This is a genomic window from Scopulibacillus darangshiensis (genome assembly GCF_004341035.1).
GTDB lineage: Bacteria > Bacillota > Bacilli > Bacillales > Sporolactobacillaceae > Scopulibacillus > Scopulibacillus darangshiensis.
In genome coordinates this window covers 1-20,857 of record NZ_SLXK01000041.1, presented here as the reverse complement: position 1 = coordinate 20,857, position 20,857 = coordinate 1, and the positions used below count along the sequence as shown (strand labels likewise).

The window sequence follows — 20,857 nt, the reverse complement described above, 5'->3', positions numbered from 1 at the left end:
ACGGAAAATAATTAACCGTTTTAGAAAAATGGGAGAGGTGAATGAATAATGGGTTATCCAACAGATTTATTGTCAAACCGTTCGATAGTCAAACACGGGAAATACGCACTGATTACGCCGCAAGGTTTAGTCAATAACGTCATTCCCGGTTTTGAGAATTGCAGCATGTCAATTTTGGGCTCGCCCAAAATGGGAGCGAGCTTCGTCGATTATATCGTTACTATGCATAAAGGCGGCAAGAACAGCCAAGGCTTCGGCTATGAAGGCGTGGAAACGTTCGTGTATTGTTTGGAAGGCAAAATCAAAGCGCGTGCAAAAGGGGAGTCGTTTGATTTAGAAGAGGGCGGCTATCTTTACTGTCCGCCAAGTGAAAAAATGTATTTGGAAAACCTGGCTGACGGCGATTCAAGATGCTTCCTTTATAAACAAAAGTATCGCCCGCTTGACGGCCACGAGCCTCACATTGTGTCAGGCAATGCCAATGATAACGAAGGCTATGATTATGAGGGCATGGTGAATGTCAATCTGAAAGACCTTTTGCCGACAGATGATCTTGGCTTCGATATGAACTTTCATATCCTAACATTTGATCCCGGTGCAAGCCATGGCTATATTGAAACACATGTCCAAGAACACGGCGCCTATCTTATATCAGGTGAAGGGATGTATAATTTGGATAATGATTGGGTTCCTGTAAAGAAAGGCGATTATATCTTCATGGGCCCATATTGCCTTCAGGCATGTTACGCTGTCGGCAGAGAAAAGATGTCTTACGTTTACTCAAAAGATTGTAATCGCGATCCATTATTATAATAAAGCAGTGTCATAACAAGACAGAAGGAAAGAGGGGGTAAAGTCACTTGCGAATAGTGAAACAAGAATTAAAGGATATCATGCAAAATAAATTGCATAAAGCTGGTTTAACCGAGAGTCATGCCGAGACGGTGGCGGATGTTCTTGTCCATGCCGATGCTAGAGGGATTCATTCTCATGGTGCGATGAGAGTTGAATACTACGCCGAACGTATTGCAAAAGGCGGGATCAATGCTGCACCCGATTTTAAATTCGATAAGACGGGGCCATGCACCGCCACCTTTGATGGCGATAATGGCGCAGGGCATGTTGCCGCCAAGTTGGCCATGGATGAAGCGATAAAGATGGCTAAGGAGAATGGCATAGCTGCCGTTGGTGTCAGAAGGATCAGTCATAGCGGGGCTTTATCCTATTTTGTACAACAAGCAGCAAAGGAAAAGCTTATCGGCATATCTGTTTGCCAATCGGATCCGATGGTCGTACCATTCGGAGGAGCCGAACCCTATTACGGAACGAACCCTATAGCCTTCGCTGCGCCGGGTAACGACGGGAACTTTATCCAATTTGATATGGCTACAACCGTGCAAGCTTGGGGTAAAATCCTTCATGCCAGATCAAAGAACGAACAGATACCGGATACTTGGGCGGTCAATGAAAATGGCGAACCTGCGACGGACCCGTTTGATGTCAGGGCATTGCTGCCGATTGCGGGACCAAAAGGATATGGCTTGATGATGATGGTGGACATTTTGTCGGGTGTTCTGTTGGGACTGCCGTTTGGGAACAAGGTTTCATCCATGTATCACGACCTTACTGAGCATCGCAATCTTGGGCAGCTCCACATCGTGATCAATCCTGAATTCTTCACGGGCATTAACGGTTTTATGGACAATATCTCGCAAACGATGGAGGATCTCAATCATCTAAAACCTGCTCCGGGATTTGATAGGGTGTCCTATCCTGGCCAAAGAAGCGCCGAGAGAGAAAAGAAATATGAGGAAGAGGGCATTGAGATTGTTGATGACATCTATGAGTACCTCATTTCAGATGCGATTCATCATGATGCCTACGACCAAAAGGATCCTTTTGCGAAATAGGAAAAATGGGAAATAACATAGACGGGCATAATAGGAACTGCTGAACCTTTATAAGGAGGGGTCATATATGGGTTATCCAACAGATTTATTGTCAAACCGCTCAATAGTCAAACACGGGAAATACGCGCTGATTACGCCGCAAGGTTTAGTGAATAACGTCATTCCCGGTTTTGAGAATTGCAGCATGTCAATTTTGGGCTCGCCCAAAATGGGAGCGAGCTTCGTCGATTATATCGTTACTATGCATAAAGGCGGCAAGAACAGCCAAGGCTTCGGCTATGAAGGCGTGGAAACGTTCGTGTATTGTTTGGAAGGCAAAATCAAAGCGCGTGCAAAAGGGGAGTCGTTTGATTTAGAAGAGGGCGGCTATCTTTACTGTCCGCCAAGTGAAAAAATGTATTTGGAAAACCTGGCTGACGGCGATTCAAGATGCTTCCTTTATAAACAAAAGTATCGCCCGCTTGACGGCCACGAGCCTCACATTGTGTCAGGCAATGCCAATGATAACGAAGGCTATGATTATGAGGGCATGGTGAATGTCAATCTGAAAGACCTTTTGCCGACAGATGATCTTGGCTTCGATATGAACTTTCATATCCTAACATTTGATCCTGGTGCAAGCCATGGCTATATTGAAACACATGTCCAAGAACACGGCGCCTACCTTCTATCAGGCCAAGGGATGTATAATTTGGATAATGATTGGGTTCCTGTAAAGAAAGGCGATTATATCTTCATGGGCCCATATTGCCTTCAGGCATGCTACGCTGTCGGCAGAGAAAAGATGTCTTACGTTTACTCAAAAGATTGTAATCGCGATCCATTATTGTAAAAGAATGAACAGCTAGAGGTGTGCAGCATGAGAGTAACAAAACATAAATTAAAAGAATTAATGAAAGAAAAAATAAATAAAGCCGGCCTAAGCGAAGAGCATGCAGACATCGCAGCTGATGTGCTCGCGTTTGCCGATGCAAGGGGCATCCATTCCCACGGGGCGGTAAGAGTGGATTATTATGCCGAGCGCATTGCAAAAGGCGGCTTGAATGCAAATCCCGATTTTAAATTCGAAAAGACTGGCCCATCCACGGCAGTATTTGACGGTGATAATGCTTCAGGGCATGTTGCGGCCAAGCTGGCAATGGATGAGGCGATAAAAATGGCGAAGGAGAGCGGTCTTGCCGCAGTCGGTATCAAAAGAATAGGTCATAGCGGGGCTATTTCCTACTTTTCCCGGCAAGCGGCAAAAGAACAGCTTATCGGACTGTCCGTTTGCCAATCGGACCCGATGGTCGTCCCATTTGGCGGCGCGGAACCATACTACGGCACGAATCCGATCACATTCTGTGCGCCGGGCAAAGACGGGGCGCTGTTAACCTTTGATATGGCCACGACGGTCCAAGCTTGGGGCAAGGTTCTTGACGCGAGATCCAAGCATAAAGACATCCCCGATACCTGGGCAGTAAATGAAAAAGGGGAGCCGACAACGAACCCTTTTGATGTCAAAGCCTTGTTGCCCGCAGCCGGCCCTAAGGGATATGGACTTGCCATGATGGTCGATATTTTATCAGGCATTCTTTTGGGATTGCCATTTGGAAACAAGGTCTCTTCCATGTATCACGATCTGACTGAGTATCGCAATCTCGGACAGCTTCACATTGTCATCAATCCGGAATTCTTTACGGATCTAAGCGGGTTTATGGAAAATATTACAAAGACAATGAACGACCTGAACAATATCAAACCAGCCACAGATTTCGACCGGGTGCTTTACCCAGGGCAAGATGCTGATATAAGAGAACAGCAATATGAAGAAAAGGGCATCGAGATCGTTGATGAGATCTACGGCTATCTCGTTTCAGATATCATTCACAATAATTCCTATGACCACAAAGATCCTTTTGCAGAATAAAAGGTAAGGGTCAAATGACAAATTGAAGATTGCATGTTTCGAAAAGTCATCACCTGTCATAATGACGGACTCTTTAGGGGATGGCTTTTCTTTTAATAAATCCGCGTTTAACGTTGATCCAAGGTTTATTTCGCGCATAACGAGGAGTGGTATTGATGTGGGATTTGTTAACACAAATGGTCGGGCGGATGTGCATCATTGTCACCATCGCGTTCTTAATTACCCGGTTTAGAATGTTCCGGCAGCTGATTCATAAACGGATGACTTGGCGGGATCGCGCGGTTATGACGCTAATCTTTGGTATTTTTGGCTTGATTGGAAATTATATCGGTATTGTCGTTACCCCGGATTCATCTATTTTATCGGCCATTCTTAATAATCAGCTTGGCACGTTCAGTGCGATTGCCGATACCCGTAACATTGGCGTGATCATCGGCGGAATGCTTGGGGGCCCCATTGTTGGGACCGCAGTAGGGTTAATAGCAGGGGGTGACCGTTATTTATTGGGCGGATTTATTCCTTGGCCCGTGTTTATCACAACCGTATTGGGCGGCGTAATGGCAGGTTTTGTTGGAAAGAGACTGTCACTTGAAAAAGCTTTTCAGCCATTGCTTGTTTCCGGCGTAAGCGTCGTGATATTGACGATTCAAATCACCATGATTCCAATTCTCTCAGATGCACATCGAAAAGCCTTAAATCTTGTGGAATTTACTGGAGTGCCGATTATTTTGGTAAACGGCATCGGCATCTGGCTCTTTATGCTAATATTGCAAAGTGTCTGGCGTGAAGAAGAACGGACACGTGCCTTTCAAACGGAGGAAGCGTTGTTTATTGCCGGCCAAACATTGCCTTTTTTCCGCCAGGGCCTAAATAGTGAGGCTTGCACGAAAGCTGTTGACATCATTTGCCGATTGACGGAAGCGGATGCGGTTGCGATAACAGATAAAAAGAGTGAGCTTGCTCGCACGGGAAAAGGACAGAATGTTCATATCCCTGAAGAAAACGAGGAACAAGAAATGATAACCGAGGTTTTGGAGACGGGGAGAACAGTGATGTCCAAATCCCAAGGTAAAACCAGATGGTTATCTCCGTTGAACGTTGTCATGGTCGTTCCCTTAAAAATTAGAAAGAAACCGGTCGGTGCCATAATATTTTATTTTTTGCGTTCGTATCGGCTGAGCCGGGTGGAGCAGCAGCTTGCTGACGGACTGGCAACATTGTTTTCGACGCAATTGGAATTAGGTGAAGCCGAACGCCATGCCAACCTTTTGAAAGATGCCAAAATCAAAGCGCTTCAAGCGCAAATTGAGCCTCACTTTCTATTCAATTCATTAAATGTTATTGCCGCGCTTTGCCGTCCCGATCCCGTGCTAGCTAAGGGTTTGATTGCCAGGCTTGGAACCTATCTCCGCAGCAATTTAAAAGGCTCACAACAAACATTTATTACGGTCGCTCGGGAAATGGAGAATGTCGAGGCTTATTTGTCATTAGAACAAGCACGCTTTCCGGACCGCTTTGTTCTAAATAAGGAAATTGAAGCGGGGTTGGACTGTGCGCTGCTTCCGCCATTTACCGTTCAGCCGCTTGTGGAAAATGCGATCCGCCACGGTTTTTCGAACACAAAGGAAAAGGGAACAATAGACATCATCATTAATCACAGCGAAGACAAGCTAACGCTCACAATTGCGGACGATGGCACCGGTGTTACAAAGGATAAAGCAAGCGCCTTGGGGGAAATGAAGGTTGCGTCGGAAACAGGAAATGGATCGGCACTTTTTAACATTAAAGAGCGCTTATCGGCGCTTTACGGCTGTGAGGGCTCAATTCAAATTGACAGTGAAAAAGGGACGGGAATGCGAGTGGTAGTCAAGGTCCCGTTGCAATATGAAAAGAAGGGAGAAGGCAGTTACGCCAAGGGGGAGATTATCTAGGGCCCGGGTAAATGACCAGTTAAAGGAGTTGGTTAGCGATCATGAAGGCCTACGTAGTGGAAGATGAACTTTATGCTAGAAATGAACTAATCTTCATTCTCCGGCAAACAGGGCAGGTTGACGTAATTGGAGAAACCGATGACATCCATAAAGCGATATGGGACATCCCCAAAATGAAGCCGGATGTTGTATTTCTGGATATTCATTTTACACGAGGCAACGGGGTAGAATTGGCGAAACAACTTCAGGCTTTTAAAGAGCCGCCCCTTCTTGTGTTTGTAACGGCTTATGACGAATATGCCGCGGAAGCATTTGACCTGGAGGCTGTTGATTATATCGTTAAACCCTTTAGTGATGAGCGCATCATAAAATCGGTCGATAGGCTCCTTTCGCAAATGAAGGTCAGGACAATGAATGAGGAGCCGCCTTTGCCGGGAACAAAAGATCCGGGAAAACTGGTTGTGAAAGACAGCGAACGGATCATTATCATAGATACGAAGGAAATTGTCTATGTTGGAACAGAAAATCGCCAAGTTTTCGTCAAAACGCTCAAAAGAAAATATCCGACTGAAACACCGCTTTATGAGTTGGAAAAGAGGCTTGGATCAGCTTTCCACCGGGTTCACCGCGGATATATTGTCAATCTTGATCTAGTTGTCGAAATCGAACCGTGGTTTAACGGGGCTTGCACCCTGGGATGCCGTGATGGCTCAAGAGTGCCTGTCAGCCGCTCTTATATTAGGGAAGTAAAACAACTCTTAGGGTTCTGAGGATTCGGGTCTGTCCGTCTTAAAATCCATGCGCTTTGTCCTCCAAAATATATCATTCGTAGATAAAAGGCCTTGATTGGGTCTTTTTTTTATATTATTAAATTAATCAGAATTATTGGAAACCCAAGCAAAGAGAAGCTTATTTCGGAGACTTATGGACAAAGACATGAGGTTAAACAAGGAGGTTGTTTTCATGAGTGATGAACAATGCAAGCAGAATGGCCGGCGTTGGAAGGTGCGTTATACTGTTTTACTGCTCTTATGGTTATGTTGGATGTTTTCTTTTCTGGACCGAATGGTGATTACGGTAGCCCTGCCCTTTATCGGAAAGGACTTTGATATTGGTCCGACAGGGCAAGGATTCATTATTAGTATCTTTTTTGCCGGCTATGCCATCTGTCAGATCCCTGGCGGTATGATGGCTGATAAATTCGGGTTTCGAAGAGTGATCAGTGTGGCTCTTGGCTGGTGGAGTGTCTTCACGATATTAACAGGGCTTATGTTCACCTATCCGCTTATGCTGATTGTTCGTTTCCTATTTGGCTTAGGGGAGGCGCCGTTGCCTGGATCATCTTATAAAGGGATTGCGACTTACTTCTCCAGTAAGCAAAGAGGCACTGCAACAGGCATTCAATCGACCGTGAATACCCTTGGTCCCGCTTGTGCCACGATTGCAGCGGCAGCGATTATTTCAGCGTTCGGTTGGCGGCCGGTCTTCATTGCGATCGGCATACCTGGGTTGGTGGTTGCCCTTATGCTTTGGTTGAAAGTTAAAGATAATCCGAAAGACCACCCGAAAATCACCAAAGAGGAGATTGAAGAACTTGAAGAAGATGCAACATCAGAAGCGGATCGGTCGGGGGGAGTTGGCTTCAAAGAAGTGCTGAGAAAGCCGATATTATGGCAAGCAACGCTGATTTGGTTCTTCTTTGACATTACTTTTTGGGGATTCACATCCTGGCTGCCGTCTTATCTAATTAATGTCAGAGGCTTTTCACTCATGTCGACAGGTATTTTCAGTGCTTTGCCATACTTAATTGGGACCGTGACGATGGTGCTTGGCGGCTATTTGTCAGATCGCACGCCCGGGAAGAGAAAGTGGATTTTCATTCCCAATGCCATCATTGGAGCTGTGACCCTCTTCCTTATGTTTCAGGCTCCGTCTAATACAATGGTCATTGTGTTCCAGTGCATTGCGGCGTTTTTCATGTTCATGGCTCAAGGGTCCTTCTGGGGCTTGGTTGTCGACAGCTTGCCCGCAAAATTGATGGCCACAGGATCTTCCGTCGTCAACTGTGCGGGATCGATCGCCGGGTTTATTTCCCCGTTTGTGATGGGTTTCATGATCGATGTCAGCGGCGGATCATACGGAACGGCATTTATTTTTATCGCCATTGCCCTGATCATATCCGCCATTGTTGCCCTTACTATACGTGCCCAATCAAGCAAAAAGGAGATATCACCCGCGGCCGGGGCTTAGCTTTTAAAATAAAATATGACTATAAACCCGCGTACATGATCCGCGGGTTTTTTCTATCGTTAAGGCGATAAAAAATAGTGCTCGAGGTCGTTCATAAGTGAGATGAAAGCCCGAAGTGGGTAAAAATCCGGTCTCGAGGTCGTTCATAGGTGAGATGAAAGCCCGAAATCGGTAAAAATCCGGCCTCGAGGTCGTTCATAAGTGAGATGAAAGCCCGAAGTGGGTAAAAATCCGGCCTCGAGGTCGTTCATAAGTGAGATGAAAGCCCGAAGTGGGTAAAAATCCGGCCTCGAGGTCGTTCATAAGTGAAATGAAAGCCCGAAGTGGGTAAAAATACGGCCTCGAGGTCGTTCATAAGTGAGATGAAAGCCCGAAGTGGGTAAAAATACGGCCTCGAGGTCGTTCATAGTGGGAGTTGTGGGCGGAATTTCAGCAAATGAGTAAGGGGAGGTGTCATCATCCGGTCGCCCCGCGCTTTTCTCCATAGGAGATCGGTTATGGGGAAATGGAATTAAATTGCCGCTGGTAATCCCGTTGTTATTGAAATATACTGAATTCATTAACGAATGGGATGATTGGAGGCACCAATGAATATTACAGTAGCAAAAGCATTGCACATTCAACCATTAAATCGTTGTGTGGTAGCAGGGGGGCATCGCGGCTTAAGCCGCGGCGTCCGATCGGTCACCATCATGGATTCCCCCGATACTTCCTGGCTGAAAGCGGGTGAATTATTACTAACAACGGGTTTTGTCTTTAAAGATGATATTGATGCCCAAGTGCGTGTCATTCAGGATTTGCATGACCAACAATGCGCCGGTCTAGGAATTAAGGAGAAACGGTTCCTTCCGGAAATCCCTAAGCTGATGATCAAGGAAGCTGACCGTTTGGACTTTCCCTTATTTACGATCCCATATGATATGACTTTATCTGATATGATTCTGGCTCTGACGCAGGAAATCATCAATGAACAGCGCCATTTAACCAAACAGGCAAAAAGAGAGGAGTATTTCTCTGGTTTATTAACCGGGAGCTTGTCTGAAACGGATCTAATTTTGAATCAAGGAAAGGCATACGGCCTATCTTCCGCAAATGAGTATGTCGTGTACTGCTTAAAAGGAATAAGTCTCCATAACATAAGTGAAGATCGCCTTCAACAAATTATCAGCAAGGCCGGGGCGGCCGCCAATGAAAGACTAATTAGCATCAAACTTGATGACCATGTTGCCGTGATACAAGTTGGTCATTCAAAAGATCTGCTCATGCAAACGCCAATGCCCAATGGAACGGCCTCCCTTATTGTGAAACATTTTGCCGAAGACATTGACAACGAGAGAATAACAATAGGGATCGGGAAATACAAACAAGATGTTTGCCGTATCCATGAAAGTTATAAGGAGGCTAAAGAGGCGGTCTTTCTTGGCGGCCGTATCATGGAGGGCGAAATGATATTTAATTATGCAGCTCTTGAGGCTGATGCCTTGCTGCAGCATTTGCCCGATGTTCTTTTGGAACGTTATTTGACCTCGACGTTAGCCCCCTTGATTAAGTACGATACGGAAACGGGTTCTAACCTTATGTACACTCTTGAAGTCTATTTGAGCCTTAAAGGACATATAGGAGAGATCGCCCGCTCAATGTATATTCATAGAAACACAGTAAAGTTTCGTATCACTCGTATTGAAGAATTGCTTGGTGTTGATTTAACTGGCGGTGATACAATTTTTCGTTTGGGATTAGCTTTGCGTGTGGCACATTTATTAGGTTTGCCAGTTTCCCAAGCCTAATGCAGTGTTAATCTTGCAATTGGAAGAGGTGCAAGGCCAATTGGAGCTGGAAGACAACCTCGCCATTTTCTATATCCAGTTCTAATAGTTCCTTAATTTTGGTCAAACGCGGGCCGATGGTATTACGGTGTACGCCAAGAAGACGCGCGGCATCGGACGTGCGCCCGCGGGAAAGCAAGTAAACCTCCAATGTTTTCATTAAATCAGAATGGTTATCTTTATCATGTTGCATGATGGCCCCAAGCTTATTTGCAATGAAGCTTTCAAGAACACTTTCTGGAATGTGCTGCAGGACAGCATAGGCTTCAAGGGAATTGAAATGATAGATATTATCGCTGCTTGTTCCCCTTTGTTTTTTCCCTAATTGCAGGGCTTCTTGGGCCTGTTTGCAGCTATCGCTTATCCTGAGGACATCATCTTGGCAAGTGCCGATTCCCGCTTTTAATACAAGGTTGGGAAACGTGTTGCCTGCTTCATCTATTAAACTTTTGGCAACTTGAAAAGCCTGATCATAGATTTGCTGTCCATCCTGATCCTTCGGGGCTTGCAAGATCATAGTGAGCTCTTCTTTTTCTTGTAAAATAAGACTGATTCCCGACCTTTCGCATATTGAGTCTGCCAACCCGCTAATATCACTATTTGTATTATTGCCCCTCAGGCATAGACATACATATTGCCCGGGGACAAGCCCGAAAGTCCGCCCCTCAGCCAAAACAGCGTCCCTTCCGTGATATTCCCCTTGTAAAAGCTTAGAGAGGAACGCTTTTTTCCGGTTTTCGGCGTCATTTAAATCCTGCCTGGCAAACATCTCCCGAAAAATAGAGAGAATCATATCTGATAAAGAGAGGTGATACGGAATTTTAATTAATGGAACATGATTGTCATCAGCAATCCGGATCATGACCTCTGGCAGTGTTTCAAGCTCGCTGTTAATTTTTATCCCAAGACCAGCACAATTCCTCTTTGCCATTTCTTCAATCACTTTGATTTGGGTCTGTTCGTCATTTTTAAAGACGTAGCCTGTTGTCAGAACCAAGTCCCCCTGTTTTAGCCAATTGATGACATCGGGAGCATCATAGCTGTTAATCGATGAAATCATCCGGTCAAGACCCTTCTTCCCCGCAATGACCGTGCATTGTTCAAGAGGCGGGATGCATAATGCATCACCAATCGTCATCCCCACAAGCATCACTCCTTTTTCCTCTATTATTGATCCAACCTACAGCCCCGTCAATGTTTAAAGGGTATTAATGGTCGTGCATCGTGCACATTTTGAATCCCTAAGTATTGTCCTCAATGCCCAATGACTGCAGAATATTTTAAATTTACAATAAAGACAAACAAATCAAAGGATGAATAAATGTTATGCCTCATTTTACTTTAAAAGAAATTAACCAGATGGATCAGGAAACATTTACAGAAACTTTAGGTTTTATTTTTGAACATTCACCATGGGTTGCGAGGCAAGCATGGATGAGCCGTCCCTTTTCTTCTTTAAGCGGCATCCATTCTCGAATGGCGGAAATGGTTGAAAGGGCTTCCATTGGGAAAAAGTTAGCCCTTATTCGGGCTCACCCCGATTTAGCGACTCGTGTTAAAGTCACCGAGGCATCTAGGCAGGAACAGGCTGGAGCCGGTTTTGACAAGCTCTCTGAAGAGGAGTATGAGGAATTCCTCAGTCTGAATCAAGCTTATACGAAAAAATTCAGCTTTCCATTTATTAAAGCCGTGCGGGGCCATAACAAGGATTCAATAAAAAGGGCCATGATAGAACGCTTAAAGAACAACAAGCAGGCTGAACTGGATTTGGCTATTCAAGAGATTTATAAAATAGCCAGTTTCCGTTTAGATAATCTAATTTATTCACAGGAGGAGAAACTCATGGGTACAGAAAACAGAACAATGTACTATGGCAAAGCCGATGTCTATGTCTTTAGGACTTTTGCGAAACCGCTTACAGGAGTGAAACACATCCCGGAATCAGAATTCAGCGAACGTGATAATGTTATTTTTGGCTTAAATGCCAAAGTAGCTTTGCGGGGCAAAAAGTTCCTGACGTCCTTTACAGAAGGGGATAACAGTCTCGTCGTGGCTACGGATTCGATGAAAAACTTTATCCAGCGCCATGCCGCCGAATATGAAGGGGCTACAATGGAAGGTTTGCTAGCTTTCATCAGTGAACGTTTCTTGGAAAAATATGACCATATTGAATCGGTTGAAATGTCAGCTGACGAGATTCCGTTCGAGCCAATCCGTGTTCCGGCTGATTCGGGATTTGAGCAGAGTCGTTTGGTGTATAACAGCTCACGTAATCAATACGCGACAGCGACAGTTAGGGTCGACCGTAAAGCGAATGGCTTCGAGGTTGTGGAACAGGCAAGCGGACTTAAAGATCTCCATCTCATTAAAGTTCGGGGCAGCTCATTCTACGGGTACATCAAGGACGAATATACAACTCTCAGGGAAGAGACTGACAGGCCGCTCTTTATTTATTTGGATATTAATTGGAAATACAGCAACCCGCTTGATGCAACGGGAGCAAATCCCGGGAATTATGTGGCAGCTGAACAAATAAGGGACATTTCCCGCACGCTCTTCCATCAAATGGACAGCCGTTCGATTCAGCAGCTTATTTATCATATTGGCTGCCGGGCTCTGGAACGCTTTCCGCAATTGCAAGAGGTTAGCTTTGAATCGAACAACCGGACGTGGATCACGATTGTGGAAGACATTGCTGAATCCGAAGGGAAGGTTTACACTGAGCCGCTTCCGCCTTATGGTTTCCAAGGTTTTTCGGTTACAAGGGCAGACATTGAGAAAGAAGGCTATGTGTCCACTGCCGAGGGCCGTGAAAGCAAGGTATGAACGGTTATTTAACAACACATGTGCTTGATATGACACGGGGCGTGCCCGCTGCTGATTGTAATGTTGCGTTGTGGCGTATAGAAAAGGATGGCCGCATGGAACATGTCATAACAAGCAAAACGAATAGCGATGGCCGTGTTGATGCCCCTCTCTTGCAAGGAGAAGCATGCAAGAGAGGCACATATGAACTTGTCTTCCATGTTGCCGATTATTTTCGAAGCCGCGTCAGCTTAGAAGAACAGCCCTTTTTGCAAGAAGTGCCGATTCGTTTCTGTATATCAGACCCCGATGCCCATTATCATGTGCCATTGCTTGTTGCACCGGGGGGATACAGTACTTACAGGGGCAGTTAATCAGACGAGGAGGGGGATATAAATGACACTGCAGCGTACGAAGGTAACGATGCGAGGAAAACCAGTTTCCTTGATTGGGCCGGAAATCAAGCCTGGTGATCAGGCGCCGGATTTCGATGTGCTGGCAACTGATCAATCCAATGTGACTCTGAGCGATTCAAAGGGAAGAGTGAGACTGTTTGCGACGGTGCCATCCCTTGATACAGAACTTTGTGATACAGAAACTCGCCGTTTTAACGAAGAAGCGGCAGGTCTCCATGATGACGTTAGTGTCTACACGATAAGTTCGGATCTCCCGTTCGCGCAAAAAAGGTGGTGCGGGGCAACTGGGGTCGACCGAGTGCAAACACTATCTGATTACAGGCATATGTCCTTTGGCAAGGCTTACGGCACGTACATGGAGGAAACACGGCTGCAATGCCGGGCGGTGTTCGTCGTTGATGCCGACGATCGCGTGACATATGTTGAATATGTTCCTGAAGTCACTCAAGCTCCAGACTATGGTGCCGCAATACAAGCTGTTAAAGCAGCAATTAAATGAGGGAAGGGTGGGTCCGCTTCATGCGGATCACCTTTTTCACAGGACAAGCAATTCTAATCCCTAGCAAATAATACAAAAGCAGCTTAAACCCGCTCCAAATCTTTGGTCAGACCATAGTTTCCAGGAAAAGTGTTTTGTTGATCAACCATTTTACGCGGCCTGGTGTCTGAAAGTATTTTATGAGGGGGAAAGTCAGTTGGAAAGATTAAGTATTTGGAAGATGATTGTGTTAGGTTTCCAACATGTTTGTGTGATGTATGGAGGAGCTGTTGTCGTGCCAATCGTTGTCGCTTCTGCTCTAGGTCTTACACAGCAGCAGCTCGTTTATCTGATTTCGTATGATTTGTTGGGCTGCGGGATTGCAACAATTATTCAAACGATAGGCGGCAAAGGCTTTGGTATTCGCTTGCCGGCGCTGCTGGCTGTATCCTTTATTGTCGTTCAACCGGTTATTGCAATCGGCAAGATCTACTCGATGACGGGTGTTCTTGGAGCCGTCATTGTCTCCGGGATTGTCGTTACGATTCTTTCACAGTTTGTCGGGAAAGTGATCAAGTATTTTCCGCCGATCGTTACCGGCTCTGTTGTGTTAATCATCGGTGTTCACATCATGCCTGTGGCCATGGAAAATGCGGCAGGGGGATCCGGTTCTGAGAACTTCGGTGACTTGAAAAACTTGATGTTAGCCGTTTTTACCTTAGTGCTTTTCTTTTTTCTGAACTATTATTTTAAGGGTTTTATAAAGACGGTGGCCATTTTGATTTCAATGGCGGTCGGAACGATTGTCGCCGCTTTTGGCGGAATGGTTGATTTCTCTAAGATAGGAAAAGCCGATTGGATCACGCCGATTCAGCCTTTTTATTTCGGCATGCCTACCTTCCATCTCTCGGCAATCGTGACGATGAGCATTGTAGGAATGATCATTATGATCGAAAGTACAGGCGTTTTTATGGCTTTGGGCCAACTAACAAATCGTGAACTTAAAGACCATGACATTACGAAAGGGTTAAGAGCGGAAGGGATCGCCACCGCCATCAGCGGGATATTAAATGGCTTTAACCACTCAACCTTTTCTCAAAATGTTGGACTCGTGTACATTACCAAAGTAACGAGCAGAGTAGTCGTAGCGATCGGCGGCATCATCCTGATTGTATTAGGTTTAGTGCCGAAAATCGCAGCGGTAACGACGATGATACCTGCCCCAGTGCTCGGCGGTGCGATGATCCCAATGTTTGGCATGCTCATTTCCGCTGCATTGAGGATGATCGGGGAAGCTGACTTTTCAAAAAGTTCGAACCAATTAGTTGTGGCGATTGGGGTTGGGACCGGTCTCGCTGTCGGCGGCGTGCCAAGTGCATTCGAGGCATTCCCGGATACATTGAAACTCATTTTTGCAAATGGTGTTGTGATGGGGACGTTCGCTCTCTTTTTATCAAACTTAATCTTAAATGGCAAAAGTAAAATCACGCCGGTCATTGATCACACAGAACCGGTTGATACAAAGAAGCTGTCTTGATGAGGTGACCTTGAAAGGAGGGATGCGATTGATAGCTCTTAGGTGAGGCTCCTTTAACTTTCTTAAAGAGAGGTGCGGGGAAGAATGACTGAGGCACAATTGCGGGAGGCCATTGAACGGCTGAGAGGCACAGGAGCCAGGATTACACCGCAGCGCCGCGGGATCTTGGAGTATCTCGTTGAAACCAAATCGCATCCAACAGCGGATGAGATCTATAAAAAGCTTGAGAAAAAGCTTCCACATATGAGCAGTGCCACAGTATATAACAATCTAAAAACGTTAAAAAAAGCAGGGCTTGTCAGTGAGCTGACTTATGGGGATCATTCAAGCCGTTTTGATATTGAGACGTCAGATCATTACCATATCATTTGCCTGGACTGCGGCAAGATCCGCAATTTCCGTTTTCCGGTGCTTACTGAAATTGAAGCATTTGCAGAGACCATCACCAGTTATAAGGTGAAAAGCCACAGAATGGAAGTGTATGGTATTTGCCCTGAATGCTGGTCCGGGTGAGACCAAAATTTTTATTCGATCATCAAAAAGATAAAAGCTGCTATGTCCAGCTGAACATTTTGGAGGAGGAATCAGGTTATGACTGAAAATAAAAACAAGAAGATTTTGCGTACGGCTCAAGGTGCTCCGGTTTCTGATAACCAAAATTCTGTAACGGCGGGTTCCAGAGGGCCGGTATTAATGCAGGATTTTCACTTGACCGAAAAACTTGCCCACTTTAACCGTGAACGTATTCCGGAACGTGTCGTGCACGCCAAAGGGGCAGGGGCACATGGTTATTTTGAAGTGACGAATGATGTCACGAAATGGACTAAGGCGAAATTTTTATCAAATGTCGGCAAGCGGACTCCGATGTTCGCCCGGTTTTCAACAGTTGCCGGCGAAAAAGGTGCTGCTGATGCCGAACGTGACCCGCGCGGTTTCGCTCTGAAATTTTATACTGAGGATGGGAATTATGATCTCGTCGGCAACAACACACCGGTCTTTTTCATCCGCGATGCGATCAAGTTTCCTGACTTTATTCATACGCAAAAGCGTCATCCGGCGACGAATTGCAAAGATCCAAACGCCATTTGGGACTTCTGGTCATTGTCGCCAGAATCGCTTCACCAAGTCACGATTCTATTCTCTGACCGCGGTACGCCAAAGACCAATCGCCATATGAATGGCTATGGCAGCCACACGTTCAAGTGGACGAATGCTGACGGTGAATCCGTTTGGGTGAAGTACCATTTCAAGACAGAACAAGGTATTGAGAACTACACGAATGAGGAGGCTGTTAAGCTTGCTGGCGTTGACCCGGATCATGCGACACGTGACTTGTATGAGTCAATTGAAAAAGGAGATTATCCGGCCTGGAAAGTGTACGTCCAGATCATGCCTTTAGAGGATGCCGACCGTTATGAATTCGATCCATTTGATGTGACGAAAGTTTGGCGCCAAAGCGATTATCCGCTTATTCCGATTGGACGGATGGTGTTGGACAGTAATCCAAAAAACTACTTTGCTGAAGTTGAGCAATCTGCTTTCTCGCCGGCAAATATTGTACCTGGCATCGACTTCTCACCGGATAAAATGCTGCAAGGCCGTCTCTTCGCATATGGTGATGCCCATCGTTACCGCGTCGGCGGCAACGGCGATCTCCTGAAGATTAACCGGCCGATAACGGAATCAAACGCAAACTATCAACGTGACGGTGTGATGCGTTGTGACGATAACGGCGGCGATTCTGTGCATTATGAGCCAAACAGCCTCGGGGGACCGAAAGAATCACCCGAACATACACCGGCACCATTCGTCGTCTCCGGCACAGTGGAAAGTGTCGCATACGATAAGGATGACCACTATACACAGCCTGGTGATCTATACCGCTTGTTGAGTGAAAGGGAAAAGTCACGCTTGATTTCGAACATTGTAGGGGCGATGAAGCCAGTGAAGAAAGAGATTCAGCTGCGGCAAATTGAACATTTCCGCAAAGCTGATCCGGAATACGGCGCCAGGGTTGCAGAAGGGCTTGGCGTGCCGGCAACTGCCGCTAAGTAATTTTTAGAAAAAGGATTCTCTCAAATTCTCAATCTATTTCTCAAAAGGACAGCCCGGACTCATAATGAGGACGGGCCGTCTTCATCGTTTTGTTCCCGCTAAAGGCGTCCGGTTATTTCAACAAAGTGAACAAAAGTAAAAATCATTTTTATTCATTTTAAACAATGACTTCTGTATTAAAATCATATAAATTTAAGTTATCTATTAAAGGGTATAAAGAAATTCCTATCCATTGTATTTTTCGACTATTCACAAGGGTCATTATTATTGAAAAACAAAAGTGCATTGACCCGGCACTTTGCCATTAATATTACTGCAAGGAGGAGATTAAATTATGGCTTATACTGACTTAAATACGCCATCACGCACAATTATGACTCCAGGACCGGTCGAGGCGGATCCACGCGTTCTAAGAGCGATGTCAACGCCGGTTATCGGGCAATTTGACCCCCAATTCTTAAACATTATGAACGAAACGATGGATTTATTGCGCTATGTGTTTCAAACGAAAAACAAATGGGCGTATCCGATCGACGGCACATCCCGCTCAGGTCTCGAAGCCGTTTTGTGCAGTACAATTGAACCGGGTGATAAGGTGCTTGTGCCGATTTTCGGTCGCTTTGGCTATCTGCTAGCTGAAATCGCCAGCCGCTGCAACGCTGATGTGTATACGATGGAAGCGGAATGGGGCGACGTGTTCGATGCAGAGCAATTAAAGGCCGAAATTAAAAAGGTCAATCCAAAGATCGTGGCAGTTGTTCATGGCGAAACATCAACCGGCCGGATGCAGCCGCTTGAAGAACTCGGCAAATTCTGCCGCGAGAATGATGTGCTGCTCGTCGTTGACGCTGTTGCCACTCTTGGGGGCGTTGACTTTAAGACAGATGATTGGCATATCGATGCTGTCATCACCGGAACGCAGAAGAACCTTGCCGTTCCATCGGGCATGGCGCCGATCACTTATAACGACCGGATTGAAAAGATTCTTCTTGAACGCAAAAAGATTGAGCGCGGCTTATCGGAAACTTCTGTCAACAGTAGAAGAATTCAAAGCAACTATTTTGATTTAAGCCAAATCCAAGACTACTGGACACCTGATCGCTTAAATCACCATACGGAAGCAACGTCGATGCTTTATGCCCTTCGTGAAGGTTTGCGTGTCATTCAAGAGGAGACCCTTGAAGAGCGCTTTGAACGCCATTTGGTTCACGGTGAGGCGTTAAATAAAGGCCTTAAAGCGATGGGGGTTGAACTATTTGGCGGTGAGGAAAATCGGATGCCGGTTGTCACTGTCGTAAAAGTACCCGACGGCCTTGATGAAGCCAAGCTTCGCGCGACAATGCTCAACCAATTTGGCATTGAAATTGCTGGAGCATTCGGCCCGCTGAAAGGGCAGGTTGTCAGAATCGGTTCGATGGGTTACAGCTGCCGCAAGAATAACATCCTGCGCACCCTTGGCGCTTTGGAAGCCACGTTGACATACCACGGTGCTAAAGTCAACCAAGGCGATGGCGTACAGGCTGCCTTGGAATTTTACACAAATGCAAAAGAACCCGTAACGATATAAAGAAAACTCGCCGATTGGCGAGCCTTTGGCGAAGACAGAGGCGTAGTTGCACTTATGTGCGTCAGAAAGTTATACTTTCTGATTAACTAAAACAAACATGCTCTGCTGATTCCAGGAATCAGCAGAGCAGTCCATTTTAACAAATACTCAACGTGATTTTTCCAAATACCTCCCTATTTGCAAAAAATAACGTTAAGTTTATATAATCAATTTAAAAAACGCCATTAAAGTTCTTTGGAGCTTTGAATGGCGTTTTAAAATTATGGCAGGAGGAAAAGGACAAATCTTTGATCTACTCAAGCAAATTTTTGTTCCAATTATGTTGAATTTTTAGAAAATGTGTTTTATAATCCATAATAAATATTTTTATCATATGTTAGGTTAAAAGGGCCTTGGGATTAACATGCGTAATAATATGGTCCATAATTCTTTACAATTAGTTTTGTTGCGCACCGTTTGGAAAAATGGGAAGGTTGGGGTTTGCCCCGGCTTTCAGGCTTTAATGCAGATGTTATTATCATCTTCAACAAAGGGGCTTTTTTTATGACACAATATATGAATCTATTTCTCGCCTTCTTCAGGGTCGGCATGCTTGGCTTTGGCGGAGGACCGTCATCCATCCCGCTCGTTCACAAAGAGGTTGTCCGAAATTATAAATGGATGTCGGAAGAGGAATTCAGCGACGTGCTGGCTTTAGCTAACACTTTGCCTGGACCAATTGGAACGAAGCTGCCCGGGTATATCGGCTGGAAAATAAAAGGGACGCTGGGTATGCTTGTTTCTGTACTATCCTCAATTGTCCCGACCATCTTTCTCATGGTCGTCCTGCTGACTTTTCTTGCCTCTTTTCAGGATAAACCTTGGGTTCGGGGGATGACATCAGCGGTCATGCCGGTAGTCGGTGTCATGCTTGCCACACTAACATGGCAGTTCGTTGCAAAGGCTAGAAAAGGGTTGGGCTGGACTGTCAGCCTCGGACTTGCCGCAGGCAGCCTGATTTTAATGCAGCTTTTGCACGTGCATCCTGCCATTCTTATCGCCGCGCTGCTAATTTTCGCTCTTCTGAAACCAGATCGGAAGCAGGACGGCGATTTGTCCGAAGAAGAGGGCAACAGGAGGGTAGTCAAATGATCCTTTGGAAAATCTTCCTCGCCTTTTTTATTCCCGGGATTCTCGGCTACGGCGGCGGGCCAGCATCTATTCCGCTCGTCGAAAATGAAGTAGTGGGCCGTTTCCACTGGCTTACAGTCGGTGAGTTCAGTAAGGTGCTGGCACTTGGCAATTCACTCCCGGGCCCGATAGCAACGAAGATGGCGGGCTACATCGGTTATGAAGTCGGCGGAGTATTAGGGTCGCTTGCAGGCATTATCGCAACGGTCGGACCTTCACTTATCTTGATGATCGTGCTGCTCCGGATCCTTTATAAATATAAGGATTCGCCGAAAGTCAAACGGCTGACACTGCTGATTCGCCCGACCATCGCCGTCTTGCTCGGCGTCATGGCCTACGAATTTTTCGCTGAATCCTTCGGCCAATCCGGCTCGTTGCAAACGCTCGCTATCGCTGTAGTCAGCTTCATTTTATTAGAAAAGGTGAAGCTTCATCCCGCGTTTGTGATTGTCGCCGCTTTAGGTTACGGCGCTGTTTTTATGGGAGGGTGAAGGCCGGGTCAAGGTGGCGCGCTTTAAGGGAGCCGAGAGTAAAGGGAAAGTACTGGATGGACGGAAATTGAGGGGAGATAGGCTGAATTGGCGCGAGCTTTGTCCAAGACCGCCCGCCTCGCCGGCGAAAAGGACGCAGAATTCCCCGAGGAGGACGCAGTCGCCGCTCATAAGGACGTAGTCCCCATGTCCAAGACGCAATCCCCGGTGAAAAGGACGCAGAATTCCACCAGGAGGACGCAGTCATCGCTCATAAGGACGCAGTCCCTATGTCCAAGACGCGATCCCCGGTGAAAAGGACGCAGAATTCCCCGAGGAGGACGCAGTCGCCGCTCATAAGGACGCAATCCCTATGTCCAAGACGCGATCCCCGGTGAAAAGGACGCAGAATTCCCCGAGGAGGACGCAGTCACGGCTTGTTATTGTACCTATATAGTAGACAGTTTTAGAAAACCGCACTCTGGATATAAATGTGTATAAAAATAGAACGGAGGCGGATTGAAATTGGATAG

The 20,857-nt window shown here is 46.0% G+C and carries 18 protein-coding genes; 17 read left to right on the top strand and 1 reads right to left on the bottom strand.

The genetic code is table 11. The features are described from left to right. Positions 1-48: 48 nt before the first annotated feature. The 8 genes from allE (EV207_RS18985) (at position 49) to EV207_RS18955 (ending at position 9,787) form a co-directional block, all read left to right on the top strand. Positions 49-813 (top strand): (S)-ureidoglycine aminohydrolase, encoded by a 765-nt coding sequence (gene allE, locus EV207_RS18985; RefSeq protein ID WP_132747730.1) that lies wholly within the window; start codon positions 49-51, stop codon positions 811-813. A 47-nt stretch (positions 814-860) separates the two neighbouring features. After that, entirely contained in the window at positions 861-1,910 is a 1,050-nt protein-coding gene (gene allD, locus EV207_RS18980; RefSeq protein ID WP_132747729.1) for an ureidoglycolate dehydrogenase, read from the top strand. A 67-nt stretch (positions 1,911-1,977) separates the two neighbouring features. After that, positions 1,978-2,742, top strand: coding sequence for a (S)-ureidoglycine aminohydrolase (gene allE / locus EV207_RS23295; protein WP_207902975.1), 765 nt, complete (start codon positions 1,978-1,980; stop codon positions 2,740-2,742). Between the two features lie 27 nt (positions 2,743-2,769). Continuing rightward, entirely contained in the window at positions 2,770-3,819 is a 1,050-nt protein-coding gene (gene allD / locus EV207_RS23290) for an ureidoglycolate dehydrogenase (RefSeq protein ID WP_207902974.1), read from the top strand. Positions 3,820-3,974: 155 nt separating this feature from the next. Further along, entirely contained in the window at positions 3,975-5,750 is a 1,776-nt protein-coding gene (locus EV207_RS18970; RefSeq protein WP_132747728.1) for a LytS/YhcK type 5TM receptor domain-containing protein, read from the top strand. 41 nt (positions 5,751-5,791) lie between these two features. Beyond that, complete coding sequence (locus tag EV207_RS18965; protein WP_132747727.1) at positions 5,792-6,520, top strand: LytR/AlgR family response regulator transcription factor; 729 nt, start codon at positions 5,792-5,794, stop codon at positions 6,518-6,520. A 193-nt stretch (positions 6,521-6,713) separates the two neighbouring features. After that, positions 6,714-8,000 carry an MFS transporter gene (locus tag EV207_RS18960; protein WP_132747726.1) on the top strand — a complete coding sequence of 429 codons (1,287 nt, stop codon included), beginning with the start codon at positions 6,714-6,716 and terminating at the stop codon, positions 7,998-8,000. A gap of 587 nt (positions 8,001-8,587) precedes the next feature. Next, positions 8,588-9,787 (top strand): PucR family transcriptional regulator, encoded by a 1,200-nt coding sequence (locus tag EV207_RS18955; protein WP_132747725.1) that lies wholly within the window; start codon positions 8,588-8,590, stop codon positions 9,785-9,787. Positions 9,788-9,794: 7 nt separating this feature from the next. On the opposite strand, the gene EV207_RS18950 is transcribed toward EV207_RS18955, so the two are convergent. After that, entirely contained in the window at positions 9,795-10,964 is a 1,170-nt protein-coding gene (locus EV207_RS18950) for a PucR family transcriptional regulator (protein ID WP_243647157.1), read from the bottom strand. Positions 10,965-11,152: 188 nt separating this feature from the next. On the opposite strand from EV207_RS18950, the gene pucL reads away from it, so the two are divergent. The 9 genes from pucL (at position 11,153) to EV207_RS18905 (ending at position 20,345) form a co-directional block, all read left to right on the top strand. Then, entirely contained in the window at positions 11,153-12,652 is a 1,500-nt protein-coding gene (gene pucL, locus EV207_RS18945; protein ID WP_132747723.1) for a factor-independent urate hydroxylase, read from the top strand. Beyond that, positions 12,649-13,005, top strand: a complete 357-nt coding sequence (gene uraH, locus EV207_RS18940; RefSeq protein ID WP_132747722.1) for a hydroxyisourate hydrolase — start codon at positions 12,649-12,651, stop codon at positions 13,003-13,005. The genes pucL and uraH overlap by 4 nt, the downstream gene beginning before the upstream one ends. 22 nt (positions 13,006-13,027) lie before the next feature. Next, entirely contained in the window at positions 13,028-13,546 is a 519-nt protein-coding gene (gene tpx, locus EV207_RS18935; protein ID WP_132747721.1) for a thiol peroxidase, read from the top strand. 196 nt (positions 13,547-13,742) lie between these two features. Then, positions 13,743-15,062: a nucleobase:cation symporter-2 family protein gene (locus tag EV207_RS18930; RefSeq protein WP_243647156.1), complete on the top strand. Its 1,320-nt coding sequence runs from the start codon at positions 13,743-13,745 to the stop codon at positions 15,060-15,062. A gap of 84 nt (positions 15,063-15,146) precedes the next feature. Beyond that, on the top strand, positions 15,147-15,575 hold the full coding sequence (locus EV207_RS18925) for a Fur family transcriptional regulator (protein ID WP_132747720.1): 429 nt from the start codon (positions 15,147-15,149) through the stop codon (positions 15,573-15,575). A 78-nt stretch (positions 15,576-15,653) separates the two neighbouring features. Continuing rightward, positions 15,654-17,117, top strand: a complete 1,464-nt coding sequence (locus EV207_RS18920; protein WP_132747719.1) for a catalase — start codon at positions 15,654-15,656, stop codon at positions 17,115-17,117. A gap of 334 nt (positions 17,118-17,451) precedes the next feature. Beyond that, on the top strand, positions 17,452-18,684 hold the full coding sequence (locus EV207_RS18915; RefSeq protein ID WP_132747718.1) for a pyridoxal-phosphate-dependent aminotransferase family protein: 1,233 nt from the start codon (positions 17,452-17,454) through the stop codon (positions 18,682-18,684). Between the two features lie 543 nt (positions 18,685-19,227). Continuing rightward, a complete protein-coding gene (locus EV207_RS18910; RefSeq protein ID WP_132747717.1) occupies positions 19,228-19,815 on the top strand; it encodes a chromate transporter in 588 nt (195 codons plus the stop codon). Further along, positions 19,812-20,345, top strand: coding sequence for a chromate transporter (locus EV207_RS18905; RefSeq protein WP_132747716.1), 534 nt, complete (start codon positions 19,812-19,814; stop codon positions 20,343-20,345). Before EV207_RS18910 ends, EV207_RS18905 begins: the two co-directional genes overlap by 4 nt. Positions 20,346-20,857: the final 512 nt, after the last annotated feature.

What these genes read in the sequence shown, in the direction of transcription:
- EV207_RS18910 (WP_132747717.1), top strand. Translation starts at nt 19,228, where the DNA reads ATGACACAATATATGAATCTATTTCTCGCCTTCTTCAGGGTCGGCATG.
- EV207_RS18970 (WP_132747728.1), top strand. Translation starts at nt 3,975, where the DNA reads ATGTGGGATTTGTTAACACAAATGGTCGGGCGGATGTGCATCATTGTC.
- EV207_RS18955 (WP_132747725.1), top strand. Translation starts at nt 8,588, where the DNA reads ATGAATATTACAGTAGCAAAAGCATTGCACATTCAACCATTAAATCGT.
- allE (WP_132747730.1), top strand. Translation starts at nt 49, where the DNA reads ATGGGTTATCCAACAGATTTATTGTCAAACCGTTCGATAGTCAAACAC.
- allD (WP_207902974.1), top strand. Translation starts at nt 2,770, where the DNA reads ATGAGAGTAACAAAACATAAATTAAAAGAATTAATGAAAGAAAAAATA.
- pucL (WP_132747723.1), top strand. Translation starts at nt 11,153, where the DNA reads ATGCCTCATTTTACTTTAAAAGAAATTAACCAGATGGATCAGGAAACA.
- uraH (WP_132747722.1), top strand. Translation starts at nt 12,649, where the DNA reads ATGAACGGTTATTTAACAACACATGTGCTTGATATGACACGGGGCGTG.
- EV207_RS18920 (WP_132747719.1), top strand. Translation starts at nt 15,654, where the DNA reads ATGACTGAAAATAAAAACAAGAAGATTTTGCGTACGGCTCAAGGTGCT.
- EV207_RS18905 (WP_132747716.1), top strand. Translation starts at nt 19,812, where the DNA reads ATGATCCTTTGGAAAATCTTCCTCGCCTTTTTTATTCCCGGGATTCTC.
- tpx (WP_132747721.1), top strand. Translation starts at nt 13,028, where the DNA reads ATGACACTGCAGCGTACGAAGGTAACGATGCGAGGAAAACCAGTTTCC.
- EV207_RS18950 (WP_243647157.1), bottom strand. Translation starts at nt 10,964, where the DNA reads ATGACGATTGGTGATGCATTATGCATCCCGCCTCTTGAACAATGCACG.
- EV207_RS18965 (WP_132747727.1), top strand. Translation starts at nt 5,792, where the DNA reads ATGAAGGCCTACGTAGTGGAAGATGAACTTTATGCTAGAAATGAACTA.
- EV207_RS18915 (WP_132747718.1), top strand. Translation starts at nt 17,452, where the DNA reads ATGGCTTATACTGACTTAAATACGCCATCACGCACAATTATGACTCCA.
- EV207_RS18925 (WP_132747720.1), top strand. Translation starts at nt 15,147, where the DNA reads ATGACTGAGGCACAATTGCGGGAGGCCATTGAACGGCTGAGAGGCACA.
- allE (WP_207902975.1), top strand. Translation starts at nt 1,978, where the DNA reads ATGGGTTATCCAACAGATTTATTGTCAAACCGCTCAATAGTCAAACAC.
- EV207_RS18960 (WP_132747726.1), top strand. Translation starts at nt 6,714, where the DNA reads ATGAGTGATGAACAATGCAAGCAGAATGGCCGGCGTTGGAAGGTGCGT.